Below are 15,853 nucleotides of genomic sequence, written 5' to 3' on the forward strand. Positions count from 1 at the left end.
GGAACATGAAATTACGGAAACTGGGGCTTTGCCTTGCACTGGCAGGATTCGCCTCTGGTATCGCTCACGCTGAGGACGCAAAACCACAGGCAGCAGCTGATGCACAACAGCAAGCATCTACTCTGGAAAAGATTGCTAAAAACGGCGTGATCGTCGTTGGCCACCGTGAATCCTCCGTCCCGTTCTCCTACTACGACAACCAGCAAAAAGTTGTGGGTTACTCTCAGGATTATTCCAACGCGATTGTTGAAGCTATCAAGAAAAAGCTGAACAAACCTGACCTGCAAGTAAAAATGCTACCGATTACCTCGCAGAACCGTATTCCGCTGTTGCAAAACGGCACCTACGATTTTGAATGTGGCTCTACCACCAATAACCTTGAGCGCCAGAAACAGGCCAGCTTCTCCGACAGCATCTTCGTCGTCGGTACGCGTCTGCTGGTGAAGAAAGGCGGCGCGATTAAAGACTTCGCCGATCTGAAAGGCAAAAGTGTTGTTGTGACTTCAGGTACCACGTCAGAAATTCTGCTGAACAAGCTGAACGACGAGAAGAAACTCGACATGCGTATCATCAGTGCAAAAGATCACGGTGACTCTTTCCGCACCCTGGAAAGCGGCCGCGCTGTCGCATTTATGATGGATGATGCTCTGCTGGCAGGTGAACGAGCTAAGGCAAAAAAACCGGCTAACTGGGAAATTCTTGGCACTCCACAGTCTCACGAAGCTTACGGCTGTATGCTGAGAAAAGGTGATGGCGAGTTTAAAAAGCTGATGGACGACACAATTGCCCAGGCACAGACGTCTGGCGAAGCCACTAAGTGGTTCGACAAATGGTTCAAACAGCCTATCCCACCAAAAAATATGACGATGGACTTTGACCTGTCTGACGACATGAAAGCATTGTTCAAAGCGCCTAACGACAAGGCAATGAATTAATAAAGAAAAAACACGCACTGATTCGCGTGTCAACAGGGCGGTACGCTGCCCTACGATTGTTGAACACAGGCTCGGACAGACACAGTCAGGCGGACAGGGCTTACGTTCTGGCGCCTGACGAAGATGCAAACCGGTCGTTCCCCGGTGCGCATATCAAAATATTCTCCCGAAACAGGGAGAGTATTTGAGCCTCTCATCAATCTTCAGGGTAGCGGTCGCTACCCTTTTTTTCCGGAGTATTTTATGTCTATTGATTGGAACTGGGGAATATTCCTGCAAGAGGCCCCATTCGGTAATACAACCTATCTTGGTTGGCTGTGGTCCGGTTTTCAGGTCACCATCGCCGTCTCCGTTTGTGCCTGGATCATCGCCCTGTTAGTCGGTTCCCTATTCGGTATTTTGCGAACCGTTCCTAACCGTTTACTGTCCGGTCTTGGCACCTGCTACGTTGAGTTATTCCGTAACGTGCCGCTGATCGTGCAATTCTTTATCTGGTATCTGGTGGTGCCGGAGCTGCTGCCGGAAGGTCTTGGCATGTGGTTTAAATCGGAAATCGATCCGAACATCCAGTTCTTCACCTGCTCCGTGCTGTGCCTGGGTCTGTTCACCGCCGCCCGTGTTTGTGAACAGGTTCGTGCCGCTATTCAGTCACTTCCCAGCGGCCAAAAAAATGCCGGACTGGCCATGGGGCTGACGCTGCCACAAACCTACCGCTATGTGCTGCTGCCTAACGCCTATCGCGTGATTGTGCCGCCGATGACCTCGGAGATGCTCAATCTGGTCAAAAACTCAGCCATTGCTTCCACCATCGGGCTGGTTGATATGGCGGCTCAGGCGGGAAAACTGCTGGACTACTCCGCACACGCCTATGAATCTTTCACCGCAATTACCCTCGCCTACATCGCTATCAACGCGGTGATCATGCTGCTGATGGGGCTGGTTGAACGTAAAGTCCGCTTACCGGGGGGCAAATAAACAATGTATGAATTTGACTGGAGTACCATCGTCCCCAATCTTCCTTACCTCTGGGCAGGGATGGTTGTTACGCTGAAAATCACCGTGACGGCGGTAATTTTTGGCATCATCTGGGGCACCCTGCTGGCGGTCATGCGCCTGTCATCCTTCAAACCTATCAGCTGGTTCGCCAAGATCTACGTTAACCTGTTCCGCTCCGTTCCGCTGGTGATGGTGTTGCTGTGGTTCTATCTGGTGGTGCCGAGTTTCCTGCAGCAGGTGCTGGGGCTGTCGCCGAAGACAGATATCCGCCTGATCTCTGCGATGGTGGCCTTCTCGCTATTCGAAGCCGCGTATTACTCAGAAATCATCCGTGCGGGTATTTTGAGTATTGCTCGTGGTCAGGGTAGCGCTGCACTGGCACTGGGTATGACGCAGTGGCAATCGATGCGGTTGATCATCCTGCCTCAGGCGTTTCGCGCCATGGTGCCGCTGCTGCTTACCCAGGGCATTGTTTTATTCCAGGACACCTCGCTGGTCTATGTTCTGAGCCTGGCGGACTTCTTCCGTACTGCCGATACCATCGGTGTGAATAATGGTACTGAGATTGAAATGGTGCTGTTTGCCGGTGCGATTTACTTCGTTATCAGCCTTAGCGCTTCGCTGTTGGTCAGCTATTTAAAGAAAAAAAGGACTGCGTAAATGATTACCCTGAAAAATGTTTCTAAGTGGTATGGTCACTTTCAGGTGCTGACCGACTGCTCAACCGAAGTCAAAAAAGGTGAAGTGGTGGTGGTGTGTGGTCCTTCAGGCTCAGGGAAGTCGACGCTGATCAAAACGGTGAACGGTCTTGAGCCTATCCAAAAAGGGCTGATTGAAGTGAATGGCACCCCCGTCAACGACAAGAAGACCAACCTTGCCCAACTGCGTTCTAAAGTTGGCATGGTGTTTCAGCATTTTGAGCTGTTCCCACATCTGTCGATCGTCGAGAACCTGACGCTGGCACAGGTAAAAGTCCTGAAACGCAATAAAGAAGAAGCGCGTCAGAAAGGGCTTAAGCTACTCGAACGCGTTGGACTGTCCGCCCATGCCAATAAGTTCCCTGGACAGCTCTCCGGTGGTCAGCAACAGCGTGTAGCAATTGCCCGCGCGCTGTGTATGGATCCTATCGCCATGTTGTTCGACGAACCCACTTCAGCGCTGGACCCAGAAATGATCAATGAAGTGCTGGACGTCATGGTCGAACTGGCGAATGAAGGCATGACAATGATGGTGGTGACGCACGAAATGGGCTTCGCCCGTAAAGTGGCCAACCGGGTGATCTTTATGGATGAAGGAAAGATTGTCGAAGATTCACCGAAGGATGAGTTCTTCAACAATCCACAGTCTGAGCGTGCTAAAGACTTCCTTGCGAAGATTCTGCATTAATCCGTAGGGAGCCAGGTATGCCTGGCTCTGGGTCGGGCATGCCCGACCCCTACATTAATCCGTTGTGCCATTGTCCTGCGTTCATTTATGGCTCAAAGGGCTGACGTACAAACTGGTCATGATTGCACTCCGGGCAACGTTTCAGAACCTCGGGTGTGTAAATCGCCCGCGTATACTGACAGTTCTCACACACCAGATTGCCCAATCCCACCACTTCACCACTTTGATAGACACCATGATGGTTGAGGTCCTGGAAGACCTCGCGCCACTCAAGCTGACTCTTATCCGTAATATCAGCCAGCTCCTTCCACAGGCTCTGACGGATAACCCGCATAAACACGCTATCGCTTAATTCTTCCTGGTTCTCCGCATAGCTGCGGGCAAACTCTTCGAGATCACGACGAACGGCACGACTGACTTCATCAATTTCGCTACGGGTCAACTCACCCCGGTTTTGCATGCGCTGTCGGGCACTCTCCACCAGGGTATCGATGTCACGTTCCCCGCGCTCCAGGCGTTGGGTCAGCGAGGACACCAGCTCGCGATAATACTGAGCAACCTTGTTCATAGACACTCCTTATTGATAACGAAAGCGTTTCTCCTCATTCTAGTTGCTGATGGCAAATATCCACATTTTCGCACTGAAATTTGCCGCCGCGCTTCCAGCTTGTAGAGAAATGCCCCGCGGCAGGACGCTTACTGTTGTTGCCTCGGGGCCGAATCAGCTATGCTATGCGGATCTGAACGAACACGAAAAAATTGATACAAAGGACTACTGGCTACTATGCAAGAGCAATATCGCCCGGAAGAGATAGAATCCCATGTTCAGCAGCAATGGGATAACAAGCAAACGTTCAAAGTGACCGAAGAAGAAGGTAAAGAGAAGTACTACTGCCTCTCCATGCTGCCCTATCCTTCTGGCCGCCTGCACATGGGCCACGTACGCAACTATACCATTGGCGATGTGATCTCCCGCTATCAGCGCATGCTGGGTAAAAACGTCTTACAGCCTATCGGCTGGGATGCATTCGGCCTGCCCGCTGAAGGAGCCGCAGTTAAAAACAACACTGCGCCTGCGCCATGGACTTACTCCAACATCGACTACATGAAGAACCAGCTTAAACTGCTGGGCTTCGGCTACGACTGGAACCGTGAACTGGCGACCTGTCAGCCAGAATACTATCGCTGGGAACAGTGGTTCTTTACCAAGCTGTATGAAAAAGGCCTGGTCTATAAAAAGACCTCTGCGGTTAACTGGTGTCCACACGATCTGACCGTTCTGGCTAACGAGCAGGTCATCGATGGCTGCTGCTGGCGTTGTGATACCAAAGTTGAGCGTAAAGAGATCCCGCAGTGGTTTGTAAAAATCACGGATTATGCTGACGAACTGCTGAATGACCTCGACACGCTGGAAAGCTGGCCTGAACAGGTTAAAACCATGCAGCGTAACTGGATTGGCCGTTCTGAAGGCGTGGAAATCGAGTTTAATGTCAGCAACAGCCCGGAAAAGCTGCGCGTATATACCACACGTCCTGACACGTTCATGGGTGTGACTTACCTCGCTGTGGCTGCAGGCCATCCTCTGGCTGCACAAGCAGCAGCAAGCAACCCTGCGCTGGCTGACTTTATCGCTGAATGCCGTAACACCAAAGTTGCTGAAGCAGAAATGGCAACCATGGAGAAAAAAGGCATGGCCACCGGCCTGTACGCACAACACCCGCTGACGGGTGAGGACGTGCCGGTATGGGTCGCTAACTTCGTGCTGATGGAATACGGCACAGGTGCTGTGATGGCCGTTCCTGGCCACGACCAGCGCGACTGGGAGTTCGCCACTAAATACGACCTGCAGATCAAACCGGTTATCCTGGCTGCAGACGGCAGCGCACCGGATCTGAGCGAAGCGGCAATGACCGAAAAAGGCACGCTGTTTAACTCCGGTGAGTTTGACGGTTTGTCTTATGAAGAAGGCTTCAACGCCATCGCGACGAAACTGGCCGATAACGGCGTCGGTGAGCGTAAAGTGAACTACCGCCTGCGCGACTGGGGTGTGTCTCGTCAGCGTTACTGGGGCGCCCCAATCCCAATGGTCACCCTGGAAGACGGTACCGTTATGCCAACCCCGGAAGACCAGCTGCCGGTGATCCTGCCAGAAGACGTGGTGATGGATGGCATTACCAGCCCGATTAAAGCCGATCCTGAATGGGCAAAGACCACCGTCAACGGCCAGCCTGCGTTGCGTGAAACCGACACCTTTGACACCTTTATGGAATCCTCATGGTATTACGCGCGTTACACCTGCCCGGATTACGATAAAGGCATGCTGGACCCGGCTGCCGCCAACTACTGGCTGCCAGTGGACCAATATGTTGGCGGCATCGAACACGCCATCATGCACCTGCTTTACTTCCGCTTCTTCCATAAACTGCTGCGTGATGCAGGCCTGGTGAACTCGGATGAACCCGCAAAACGCCTGCTGTGTCAGGGAATGGTACTGGCAGATGCCTTCTACTATCTTGGTACCAGCGGAGAACGTAACTGGGTTTCACCGGTTGACGTGACCGTTGAGCGTGATGAGAAGGGCCGTATCACCAAAGCCAGCGATGCCGAAGGCCATGAGCTGGTGTATGCCGGCATGAGCAAAATGTCGAAGTCGAAAAACAACGGCATCGACCCACAGATCATGGTTGAGCGTTACGGTGCAGATACTGTTCGTCTGTTTATGATGTTTGCTTCACCAGCAGAAATGACGCTGGAATGGCAGGAATCCGGCGTGGAAGGGGCTAACCGCTTCCTGAAACGTGTCTGGAAGCTGGCGTTTGAACATACAGAAAAAGGTGCAACGGTTGCCCTGAACGTTGATGAACTCAACGACGATCAAAAAAGCCTGCGTCGTGACTTGCATAAAACCATCAGTAAAGTGTCTGATGATATCGGCCGTCGTCAGACCTTTAACACCGCGATTGCGGCAATTATGGAGCTGATGAACAAACTGGCACGCGCCCCACAGGAGAGCGAACAGGATCGTGCGCTGATGCAGGAAGCGCTGCTGGCCGTTGTACGCATGCTCAACCCGTTTACCCCGCACGCCAGCTTCGTGCTGTGGCAGGCGCTGGGTGGCGCCGGGGATATTGACAACGCACCGTGGCCGCAGGCAGACGACGCTGCAATGGTAGAAGATTCACTGCTGGTTGTGGTACAGGTTAACGGCAAGGTGCGCGGTAAAATCACCGTAGCCGCTGACGCTAATCAAGAACAGGTGCAGGCTCGCGCTGCGCAGGAGCATCTGGTGGCCAAATATCTCGATGGCGTCACCATTCGTAAAGTGATTTACGTACCGGGCAAGCTGCTTAACCTGGTCGTTGGTTGATGTCTGGAGGAATTGTGCGACATCCTATAGTCTCTCTGTTACTCAGCCTGGCGGTGTTGATCACCGCCGGTTGTGGTTACCATCTGCGCGGCACCACATCGGTGCCGCCGGAAATGAAAACCCTGATTCTCGATACCGCTGACCCGTACGGTCCACTGACTCGCGAGGTGCGTGAACAGTTAAGACTGAACGATGTTAACATTATTGATAATCCGCAAGAGCGCACCGATGTCCCTTCCCTGCGTCTGATGGGCGAAACTCGGGGTCGTGATACCGCCTCGATTTTCCAGGACGGTAAAACGGCGGAGTATTCAATGGTGATGACTGTTAATGCTCAGGTACTGGTACCCAATAAGGGCATCTATCCAATCAGCGCCACGGTGTATCGTTCATTCTTTGATAACCCACTGGCAGCGTTGGCGAAAGACTCTGAACAGCAGATCATTGTCAATGAAATGCGAACTCAGGCCGTGCAGCAGCTGGTGCGCAAGCTTCTCACCGTGCATGCGGCTGAGAACGATGCGTCAATCAACACGCTTGGCAATACCCCCTCAGCGGTCGACCGTTTACCGACTGATCCGGGCAGTATGTCGGACAGTTCTTACACACGATGATCAGGATTTACCCTGAACAGCTAGGCGCGCAACTCCGTGAGGGGCTGCGCGCCTGTTATTTATTGAGTGGTAATGAACCGCTGCTGCTGCAGGAAGCGCAAGATGACATTCGTGCCGCCGCCCAGCAGCACGGCTTTACCGAACACTTCAGTGTCACACTGGAAGCGAGCACCGACTGGCAGGATATTTTTGCCATCTGTCAGGCGCTCAGTCTGTTTTCCAGCCGCCAGACACTGCAACTGACTTTGCCAGAAAATGGCCCCAATGCCGCGACAGGTGAACAACTGCTCACCCTGTCGACACTGCTGCACAGCGATATTCTGCTGGTGCTGCGAGCCGCCAAACTGACCAAGGCGCAGGAAAATAGCGCCTGGTATAAAGCGCTCAGTGCACAAGGTGTTGTGGTTCCCTGCCAGACGCCGGAACAGGCGCAACTGCCGCGCTGGGTTTCTGCACGCGCCAAAAAGCACCAACTCACGCTGGATGATGCCGCTAATCAGCTGTTGTGTTACTGCTACGAAGGCAACCTGCTGGCTTTGTCGCAAGCGCTGGAGCGGCTTTCGCTGCTGTGGCCGGACGGAAAGCTGACGCTACCCCGCGTTGAGCAGGCGGTAAACGATGCTGCGCACTTTACCCCTTTCCACTGGGTAGATGCCCTGCTGGCAGGTAAAAGCAAACGCGCCCTGCACATCCTGCACCAGATGCATTCCGAAGATAGCGAGCCGGTGATCCTGATGCGAACCCTGCAACGCGACCTGCTGCTGCTGGTGACGTTACAGCGACAAATGGCACAGACGCCGCTCCGCACGCTGTTCGATCAGCATCGCGTCTGGCAGAACCGCCGTACGCTATTCAGCGATGCATTACAGCGACTGAGTGCCATGCAACTCGCCCAGGCGGTAAGGCTGCTAACGCAGATTGAGTTAACACTAAAACAGGATTACGGCCAGTCTGTTTGGTCTGAGCTGGAAACCCTGGCGCTGATGTTATGCCATCCATCATTCCCGGCGAGTTTTTGTGATGTCTGATCGCTACGCGCTCCATGCGCTGTTCGGTGGCACATTTGACCCGATTCATTACGGTCACCTGAAACCAGCAGAAGCACTGGCCCATCTCACCGGGCTGGAAAAAGTGACATTATTGCCGAACAACGTCCCGCCACATCGTCCACAGCCGGAAGCCACACCAGAACAGCGTGTGGCGATGGTAAAACTGGCGATTAGCGATAACCCGCTGTTTGACCTTGATCTGCGGGAAATGCAGCGCGACACGCCGTCTTATACTATCGACACGCTGGCAGCCCTGCGCCTTGAACGCGGTGACCGACAGCCACTCGCCTTTATCATTGGTCAGGATTCCCTGCTCACCTTACACAAATGGCATCGCTGGCAGGATTTACTGTCACTTTGCCACCTGCTGGTCTGTCAACGCCCCGGCTATCGCAGTGAAATGGAGACACCAGAGCTGCAACGCTGGCTTGACTGTCATCTGACAACACAGCCACAGGTGCTACAACAATCGCCCGCCGGTAATATTCTTCTGGCTGAAACACCGTTGATTGATATTTCCGCCACGGAAATCCGCGCTCGCCGCCATCGGGGCCAGTCGGATGTCGACCTGCTGCCCCCGGCAGTCAGCGACTACATCGATCGCGAGGGTTTATATCGTAACCTCTAACAGCGTGATATACTGCGCCGCTCAAATTTTCAGGGCGTAAGCCCCGCAAACACACAATGTTACGGTTATCATTTCGGCTGACATAGCTTATATGAGATAACCCATCAGACTTAAAATCCCAAGGGGGAACCTTTTGCAAGGTCAAGCACTCCAAGACTTCGTCATTGATAAATGTGACGATTTAAAAGCTCAGGACATCATTGCTATCGACGTTCAGGGCAAATCAAGCATCACCAGCTGCATGGTTATCTGCACCGGTACATCTACACGTCATCTGGTTTCAATCGCAGAACACGTGGTACAGGAAGCCAAGCTGATCGGTCTGGATGCATTTCGCGTGAACAGCCGTGCCCCAAGTGACTGGGTAGTGGTTGATCTCGGTGAAGTCATTGTTCATGTGATGGAAGCTGAGAGCCGTAAGCTCTACGAACTGGAAAAGCTCTGGAGTTAAACCGTGAAGCTTCAACTGGTCGCCGTCGGCACCAAAATGCCTGACTGGGTACAAACTGGTTTTATGGAATATCTGCGGCGTTTTCCCAAAGATATGCCCTTTGAACTGGTTGAAGTGCCCGCCGGAAAGCGCGGTAAAAATGCGGATATCAAACGCATTCTGGAAAAAGAAGGCGAACTGATGCTGGCCGCCGCAGGAAAAGGCAACCGCATCGTCACGCTGGATATACCCGGCCAGCCGTGGGAAACCCCGCAGCTTGCCAGCCAGCTGGAGCGCTGGAAGCAGGATGGCCGTGATGTCAGCCTGTTTATTGGCGGACCGGAAGGCTTGTCACCCGCCTGCAAGGCTGCGGCGGAACAAAGCTGGTCACTCTCGGCGCTAACCCTGCCCCATCCGCTGGTACGCGTATTGGTTGCAGAGAGTTTATATCGTGCATGGAGCATTACTGCGAATCATCCTTATCATCGCGAATAGCGAATAAGGCTAACCGGACTGACAAAGCAGCGGATGAAATTACAACGTAACTCCTTTCGTGACTACACCGCCGAGCAGACTCTGTTTGTTCGCAGGGCTCTGATTGCATTTTTTGGCATTATCACACTTTCCGGTGTTCTGGTGGCCAATCTTTACCACCTGCAAATCATCCGCTTTGATGACTACAGCACGCGCTCCAATGAAAACCGCATCAAGCTGGTTCCTGTCGCACCGAGTCGCGGTATTATTTACGATCGTAATGGCGTCCCGCTGGCGCTTAATCGCACCATTTATCAGCTTGAGCTGATGCCCGAAAAAGTGGAGAACCTGCAGCAGACGTTGCAGGAACTTAAACCGATTATCGATCTCACCGATGACGATATCGAAGCCTTTCAAAAAGAGCGCAAACGCTCGCGCCGCTTTACGTCTATCGCGGTGAAAACCAGCCTGAACGATGTCCAGGTGGCGCGTTTCGCCGTGAACCAATATCGCTTCCCCGGCGCTGAAGTCAAAGGCTACCAGCGTCGCTATTATCCCTACGGATCTGCCCTGACCCATGTGCTGGGTTACGTGTCGAAAATTAACGATCGTGACGTCGAGCGCCTGGACAAAGAGGGTAAATGGCCGAACTATGCTGCCACTCATGACATCGGCAAACTGGGTATTGAACGCTACTATGAAGATGTTCTGCACGGTAAAACCGGCTACGAAGAAGTAGAAGTTAACAATCGTGGCCGCGTGATCCGCCAGTTGCATGAGCAATCCCCTCAGGCCGGGCGTGATATCTACCTGACCATTGATCTTAAACTTCAGCAATATATCGAAACCTTGCTGGCGGGTAGCCGTGCGGCAGTGGTGGTAACGGATCCGCGGAATGGCGAAATCCTGTCGATGGTTTCCATGCCAAGCTATGATCCAAATCTGTTTGTCGATGGTATCTCGAGTAAAGATTACAACGGCCTGCTGCATGACGAAAACCGCCCATTGATTAACCGTGCCACCCAGGGTGCCTACCCTCCCGCCTCGACGGTGAAACCGTATATTGCGGTCTCCGCCCTGACGGCAGGTGTTATCACCCGCAATACCAGTTTGTTTGACCCCGGCTGGTGGCAGCTGCCCGGTTCTGAGAAGCGCTTTCGTGACTGGAAACGCTGGGGTCATGGTCGTCTGAATGTCACCAAATCGCTGGAAGAATCTGCCGATACCTTCTTCTATCAGGTCGCCTATGATATGGGCATTGACCGTCTGGGCGAATGGATGAGCAAATTCGGTTACGGTCATCTTTCGGGCATCGATCTGATCGAAGAAACCCCGGGTAACATGCCCACGCGCGAATGGAAAATGAAGCGCTTTAAGAAACCCTGGTACCAGGGTGATACCATCCCGGTGGGCATCGGCCAGGGTTACTGGACCGCGACACCGGTGCAGATGAACAAAGCGCTGATGATCCTGATTAACGACGGTGTGATTAAAACGCCACACCTGATGATGGACACCATGCAAGGCTCGGTGAAAGTGCCGTGGCGTCAACCCCCGGCTGCGCCTATCGCGGATATTCACACCGGATACTGGGAAATTGCGAAAGACGGGATGTATGGCGTGGCGAACCGTCCAAACGGTACGGCGCGTAAAAGCTTTGACGATGCGCCCTATAAAATTGCCGCCAAGTCCGGTACCGCGCAGGTATTTGGCCTGAAAGCGAACGAAACCTACAACGCCCACAAACTGACTGAGCGCCTGCGTGACCATAAACTGATGACCGCGTTTGCGCCTTATGATCACCCACGCGTGGCCGTCAGTATTATTCTCGAAAACGGCGGCGCAGGCCCGGCAGTCGGTACGATCATGCGCCAGATACTCGACCATATTATTCTTGGCGATAACAATACCAACCTGCCTGACGCTGCACCAACGCCGCCAGGCTATGAAGGCGAATAACCGGTTATGAATGATAGCCATCAAAAACGGACAATCTGGACTCGCATCCACGTTGATCCTCTATTTTGCCTCATCATTACCGCGCTGCTGATCTACAGTGCGCTGGTGATGTGGAGTGCCAGCGGCCAGGATCCCGGCATGATGGAGCGCAAGCTCGGTCAAATCGCCATGGGCGTGATTGTCATGCTGGTGATGGCGCAGATCCCACCACGCGTCTACGAAGGGTGGGCACCCTATCTGTATATTGTCTGCGTGATCCTGCTGATTGCGGTCGATGCGTTCGGTCATATCAGTAAAGGCGCACAGCGCTGGCTGGATCTCGGCGTGGTACGATTCCAACCATCGGAAATCGCTAAAATAGCCGTACCACTGATGGTGGCGCGCTTTATTAACCGTGATGTCTGCCCGCCTACGCTGAAAAATACCGCTATCGCGCTGGTACTGATCTTTATGCCGACCCTGCTGGTGGCTGCACAGCCCGATCTGGGAACGTCGATCCTGATTGCCGCTTCCGGGCTTTTTGTCCTTTTCCTGTCTGGCATGAGCTGGAAACTGATCGCTGTTGCGGTGCTGCTGGTCGCCGCGTTTATCCCGATCCTGTGGTTCTTCCTGATGCACGACTATCAGCGCGATCGCGTGATGATGTTGCTGGATCCGGAAAGTGATCCGCTGGGGGCGGGTTACCATATTATTCAATCGAAGATAGCCATCGGCTCTGGTGGCCTGCGCGGGAAGGGGTGGCTGCATGGAACCCAGTCACAGCTGGAGTTTTTACCGGAGCGTCACACGGACTTTATTTTCGCCGTACTGGCCGAAGAATTAGGATTAGTCGGGGTGCTGGTTCTGCTGATACTCTACGTGCTGCTGATTATGCGCGGCCTGATGATGGCCGCCCGCGCGCAGACAACCTTTGGTCGCGTGATGGCTGGTGGAATGATGCTGATCTTCTTTGTTTATGTTTTTGTTAACATTGGCATGGTGAGCGGCATTCTGCCCGTTGTTGGGGTACCGTTACCGCTGGTGAGCTACGGGGGTTCCGCGCTGATCGTCCTGATGGCCGGGTTCGGGATCATTATGTCGATTCACACCCATCGAAAACTGTTGTCGAAGAGCGTTTAAGAGGCATAAACATGCGTAAGGATTGGCTTTGGATTGCCCTGGCTTCAGCATTGCTGGCAGCCTGTACTACTGACAGCGACCAGCAGGCGCCCGTCACCCAACAGCAAGCGACCTATAACGGCCCGGTGGTCGAGATTGGCGGTGCGGAGCCTCGCTATGAACCGATTAATCCCGGCACCAGCCAGGATTATTCGGTCAACGGCAAAAATTATAAAATTGTCAAAGATCCATCGAACTTCAGTCAGGTTGGCCTGGCTGCATGGTATGGCGAAGAAGCCAACGGCAACCGTACCGCAACGGGCGAAACCTTCGATCCGAACGCCATGACGGCCGCACACCCCACGCTGCCTCTGCCCAGCTACGTCCGTGTGACCAATATTGCCAATGGCCGTATGATTGTGGTGCGCGTCAACGATCGCGGCCCTTACACGCCAGGCCGTATTATTGACCTGTCTCGTGCGGCAGGCGACCGCCTTAATATCTCCAATAACAGCAAAGTCCGCGTCGATTACATTGCTGTCGCACCGGATGGCAGCCTGTCAGGCCCGGGGACGGTTGGCACTACCGTGGCGAAACAGAGCTATGCACTGCCCTCGCGCCCGGAAATTGGTGGCGGTATGACAATGGGCGGCGGTGCTGCTTCGACACCCGTGATGTCATCATCACCATCACAGCCCGCACAGTACTCCAGTCCGCAGCCACAGGAAATGGAACAACAGTCACGTCCGGTGGATAACGGCTCGCTGAACAGTGATAACACCATGGGCGCTCCCGTGCGCAGCAGTGGTTTCCTTGGCGCGGCACAACCCTTACCGGGCGGCGTACTGGAAAGCAGTGAACCGGTCGCGGTAACACCTTCCGCTTCTTCAGCCCCTGCTGCTGTCGCGGCCCCAACGGCAGCAGCAGCAGCTTCACGCCCTGCAACGGGTGCCACCGGCAATTATGTGGTGCAGGTTGGCGCACTGAGCGATGGTCCACGTGCACGCCAGCTGGCAACCAGTTTGGGTAAACAGTTCGGCGTTCCCGGCTCAGTAGACAGCCGTGGCAATGTGTATCGCGTCCAGCTTGGTCGTTTCACTTCGCGCCAGCAGGCCGCCGCATTACAGCAGCGCCTGGCGAGTGAAGCACAGCAACAATCGTTTATTACTGTCGCACCTGACGCAATGTAATTCTCCACCGATCCGCCAGATTTAGGCGGGTCGTGGCAGGATGATTTTGCTATAGTGAGTCACTTTTTTTAACCTAGCCCATGGATGTTGTTGTCCTTACATGAACACTCTGAAGCCATCCCGACTGCTCAAACGCCTGACTACAGGCACGCTTATCGCCCTCAGCCTCAATGTTGTCGCTTATGCTGACGACCTGAACATCAAGACCATGATCCCCGGCGTACCGGAAATTGATGCTGAAGCCTATGTCCTGATCGATTACAACTCAGGGAAAGTCCTGGCTGAGAAGAATGCCGATGCGCGCCGTGACCCGGCGAGTCTGACAAAAATGATGACCAGCTATGTCATCGGCCAGGCGGTCAAAGCCGGTAAAATCCATCAGGATGATATCGTCACCGTCGGGAAAGATGCCTGGGCCACCGGCAACCCGGTGTTCAAAGGTTCGTCTCTGATGTTTCTGAAGCCTGGCGACCGCGTACCGGTCTCCCAGCTGACGCGCGGTATCGTACTGCAATCAGGTAATGATGCCTGTGTGGCCATGGCCGATTATGTTGCCGGCAGTCAGGATGCGTTCGTGGGCCTGATGAACAACTACGTGAAAGCGCTGGGCCTGCAAAACACTCACTTCCAGACGGTCCACGGTCTGGACGCTGAAGGGCAGTACAGCTCTGCGCGCGATATGGCACTGATTGGCCGCTCACTGATCCGTGATGTGCCGGACGAATACGCTGTTTATCACGAGAAAGAGTTCACCTTTAATAATATTCGCCAGACCAACCGTAACGGTTTGTTGTGGGATACCAGCCTCAACGTTGACGGTATTAAAACCGGCCACACCGATGCGGCAGGTTACAACCTGGTGGCCTCTGCGACCGAAGGCCAGATGCGTTTGATCTCCACCGTGATGGGCGGCCACACCTACAAAGGGCGTGAAACCGAGAGCAAGAAATTGCTGACCTGGGGCTTCCGCTTCTTCGAAACGGTGGCACCACTGAAAGCCGGGAAAGAGTTTGCCTCTGAGCCTGTATGGTTCGGTAACAGCGATCGTGTGCAGCTGGGCGTGGAAAAAGATGTGTTCCTTACCATCCCTCGTGGCCGCATGAAAGACCTGAAAGCCAGCTATACCCTGAGCAATACCGAGCTGCATGCTCCCTTGCAGAAAAACCAGGTCGTCGGCAGCATCAACTTCCAGTTGGACGGCAAAACCATTGAACAGCACCCACTGGTGGTGCTGAATGATATGCCGGAAGGTGGCTTCTTTGGCCGCATCATTGATTATATCAAACTGATGTTCCACCACTGGTTCGGTTAACCACAGATCCGGGTTGGGCATGCCCGACCCCTACGCGATCGCTCACATCTTGAAATTAATCTCTAATATCCCCATATTGTGAGTATCTGTTTACTCCCGCTGCGGCGGGAGTCCTTGTTGGTGTCACCGGAGTCCATATGAAAACCAATCTTAAAGAACTGCTCGAATTCCCCACCTCTTTTACCTATAAAGTGATGGGTCTGGCACAGCCGGAGCTGGTCGATCAAGTGGTTGAAGTGGTGCAGCGTCATGCACCAGGTGACTACTCTCCGGATGTTAAACCAAGCAGCAAAGGCAATTATCATTCGGTGTCGATTACCATCACCGCCACCCACATCGAACAGGTCGAAACCCTGTATGACGAGTTGGGTAAGATTGAAATTGTCCGCATGGTGCTGTAACCCTGACGTTGGCG

General features: G+C 53.6%; 16 protein-coding genes. 15 read left to right on the top strand and 1 reads right to left on the bottom strand.

The window, feature by feature from the left end; genetic code table 11:
* Positions 1–5 precede the first annotated feature (5 nt).
* From HHI26_RS05135 to HHI26_RS05150, 4 genes are all read left to right on the top strand, one after another.
* Positions 6–935, top strand: a complete 930-nt coding sequence (locus tag HHI26_RS05135) for an amino acid ABC transporter substrate-binding protein (RefSeq protein WP_133845582.1) — start codon at positions 6–8, stop codon at positions 933–935.
* Between the two features lie 243 nt (positions 936–1,178).
* On the top strand, positions 1,179–1,910 hold the full coding sequence (locus HHI26_RS05140; RefSeq protein WP_133845584.1) for an amino acid ABC transporter permease: 732 nt from the start codon (positions 1,179–1,181) through the stop codon (positions 1,908–1,910).
* A gap of 3 nt (positions 1,911–1,913) precedes the next feature.
* On the top strand, positions 1,914–2,591 hold the full coding sequence (gene gltK / locus HHI26_RS05145) for a glutamate/aspartate ABC transporter permease GltK (protein ID WP_062745345.1): 678 nt from the start codon (positions 1,914–1,916) through the stop codon (positions 2,589–2,591).
* Positions 2,592–3,317, top strand: a complete 726-nt coding sequence (locus HHI26_RS05150) for an amino acid ABC transporter ATP-binding protein (protein WP_133845586.1) — start codon at positions 2,592–2,594, stop codon at positions 3,315–3,317. It abuts the gene before it with no gap.
* 85 nt (positions 3,318–3,402) lie between these two features.
* On the opposite strand, the gene HHI26_RS05155 is transcribed toward HHI26_RS05150, so the two are convergent.
* Positions 3,403–3,885 (bottom strand): zinc ribbon-containing protein, encoded by a 483-nt coding sequence (locus HHI26_RS05155; protein ID WP_159337439.1) that lies wholly within the window; start codon positions 3,883–3,885, stop codon positions 3,403–3,405.
* Between the two features lie 216 nt (positions 3,886–4,101).
* On the opposite strand from HHI26_RS05155, the gene leuS reads away from it, so the two are divergent.
* From leuS to ybeD, 11 genes are all read left to right on the top strand, one after another.
* On the top strand, positions 4,102–6,684 hold the full coding sequence (gene leuS, locus HHI26_RS05160; RefSeq protein WP_133845589.1) for a leucine--tRNA ligase: 2,583 nt from the start codon (positions 4,102–4,104) through the stop codon (positions 6,682–6,684).
* Between the two features lie 14 nt (positions 6,685–6,698).
* Positions 6,699–7,298: an LPS assembly lipoprotein LptE gene (gene lptE / locus HHI26_RS05165; protein ID WP_133845591.1), complete on the top strand. Its 600-nt coding sequence runs from the start codon at positions 6,699–6,701 to the stop codon at positions 7,296–7,298.
* Positions 7,295–8,326, top strand: a complete 1,032-nt coding sequence (gene holA / locus HHI26_RS05170; protein WP_171148744.1) for a DNA polymerase III subunit delta — start codon at positions 7,295–7,297, stop codon at positions 8,324–8,326. Before lptE ends, holA begins: the two co-directional genes overlap by 4 nt.
* The gene (gene nadD / locus HHI26_RS05175) at positions 8,319–8,975 is read left to right on the top strand and encodes a nicotinate-nucleotide adenylyltransferase (protein WP_133845595.1); all 657 of its coding nucleotides are present in this window, start codon (positions 8,319–8,321) and stop codon (positions 8,973–8,975) included. The genes holA and nadD overlap by 8 nt, the downstream gene beginning before the upstream one ends.
* Before the next feature lie 133 nt (positions 8,976–9,108).
* Positions 9,109–9,426 carry a ribosome silencing factor gene (gene rsfS, locus HHI26_RS05180; protein WP_062745328.1) on the top strand — a complete coding sequence of 106 codons (318 nt, stop codon included), beginning with the start codon at positions 9,109–9,111 and terminating at the stop codon, positions 9,424–9,426.
* Between the two features lie 3 nt (positions 9,427–9,429).
* Positions 9,430–9,900, top strand: coding sequence for a 23S rRNA (pseudouridine(1915)-N(3))-methyltransferase RlmH (rlmH, locus tag HHI26_RS05185; RefSeq protein ID WP_056240011.1), 471 nt, complete (start codon positions 9,430–9,432; stop codon positions 9,898–9,900).
* 33 nt (positions 9,901–9,933) lie between these two features.
* A complete protein-coding gene (gene mrdA, locus HHI26_RS05190; RefSeq protein ID WP_133845598.1) occupies positions 9,934–11,838 on the top strand; it encodes a peptidoglycan DD-transpeptidase MrdA in 1,905 nt (634 codons plus the stop codon).
* A gap of 6 nt (positions 11,839–11,844) precedes the next feature.
* On the top strand, positions 11,845–12,957 hold the full coding sequence (gene mrdB / locus HHI26_RS05195; protein ID WP_133845600.1) for a peptidoglycan glycosyltransferase MrdB: 1,113 nt from the start codon (positions 11,845–11,847) through the stop codon (positions 12,955–12,957).
* Between the two features lie 11 nt (positions 12,958–12,968).
* The gene (gene rlpA / locus HHI26_RS05200; RefSeq protein ID WP_159337440.1) at positions 12,969–14,126 is read left to right on the top strand and encodes an endolytic peptidoglycan transglycosylase RlpA; all 1,158 of its coding nucleotides are present in this window, start codon (positions 12,969–12,971) and stop codon (positions 14,124–14,126) included.
* A gap of 100 nt (positions 14,127–14,226) precedes the next feature.
* Complete coding sequence (dacA, locus tag HHI26_RS05205) at positions 14,227–15,438, top strand: D-alanyl-D-alanine carboxypeptidase DacA (protein ID WP_133845604.1); 1,212 nt, start codon at positions 14,227–14,229, stop codon at positions 15,436–15,438.
* A 137-nt stretch (positions 15,439–15,575) separates the two neighbouring features.
* Entirely contained in the window at positions 15,576–15,839 is a 264-nt protein-coding gene (ybeD, locus tag HHI26_RS05210; RefSeq protein ID WP_062745316.1) for a DUF493 family protein YbeD, read from the top strand.
* Positions 15,840–15,853: the final 14 nt, after the last annotated feature.

The sequence above is a fragment of the Erwinia sp. JH02 genome, assembly GCF_013074405.1.
GTDB lineage: Bacteria > Pseudomonadota > Gammaproteobacteria > Enterobacterales > Enterobacteriaceae > Erwinia > Erwinia rhapontici.

Excerpts from the sequence above, each read along its gene's own strand:
- leuS (WP_133845589.1), top strand. The coding sequence starts at position 4,102 with ATGCAAGAGCAATATCGCCCGGAAGAGATAGAATCCCATGTTCAGCAG.
- HHI26_RS05140 (WP_133845584.1), top strand. The coding sequence starts at position 1,179 with ATGTCTATTGATTGGAACTGGGGAATATTCCTGCAAGAGGCCCCATTC.
- mrdA (WP_133845598.1), top strand. The coding sequence starts at position 9,934 with ATGAAATTACAACGTAACTCCTTTCGTGACTACACCGCCGAGCAGACT.
- mrdB (WP_133845600.1), top strand. The coding sequence starts at position 11,845 with ATGAATGATAGCCATCAAAAACGGACAATCTGGACTCGCATCCACGTT.
- ybeD (WP_062745316.1), top strand. The coding sequence starts at position 15,576 with ATGAAAACCAATCTTAAAGAACTGCTCGAATTCCCCACCTCTTTTACC.
- holA (WP_171148744.1), top strand. The coding sequence starts at position 7,295 with ATGATCAGGATTTACCCTGAACAGCTAGGCGCGCAACTCCGTGAGGGG.
- HHI26_RS05135 (WP_133845582.1), top strand. The coding sequence starts at position 6 with ATGAAATTACGGAAACTGGGGCTTTGCCTTGCACTGGCAGGATTCGCC.
- HHI26_RS05150 (WP_133845586.1), top strand. The coding sequence starts at position 2,592 with ATGATTACCCTGAAAAATGTTTCTAAGTGGTATGGTCACTTTCAGGTG.
- dacA (WP_133845604.1), top strand. The coding sequence starts at position 14,227 with ATGAACACTCTGAAGCCATCCCGACTGCTCAAACGCCTGACTACAGGC.
- nadD (WP_133845595.1), top strand. The coding sequence starts at position 8,319 with ATGTCTGATCGCTACGCGCTCCATGCGCTGTTCGGTGGCACATTTGAC.
- gltK (WP_062745345.1), top strand. The coding sequence starts at position 1,914 with ATGTATGAATTTGACTGGAGTACCATCGTCCCCAATCTTCCTTACCTC.
- HHI26_RS05155 (WP_159337439.1), bottom strand. The coding sequence starts at position 3,885 with ATGAACAAGGTTGCTCAGTATTATCGCGAGCTGGTGTCCTCGCTGACC.
- rlpA (WP_159337440.1), top strand. The coding sequence starts at position 12,969 with ATGCGTAAGGATTGGCTTTGGATTGCCCTGGCTTCAGCATTGCTGGCA.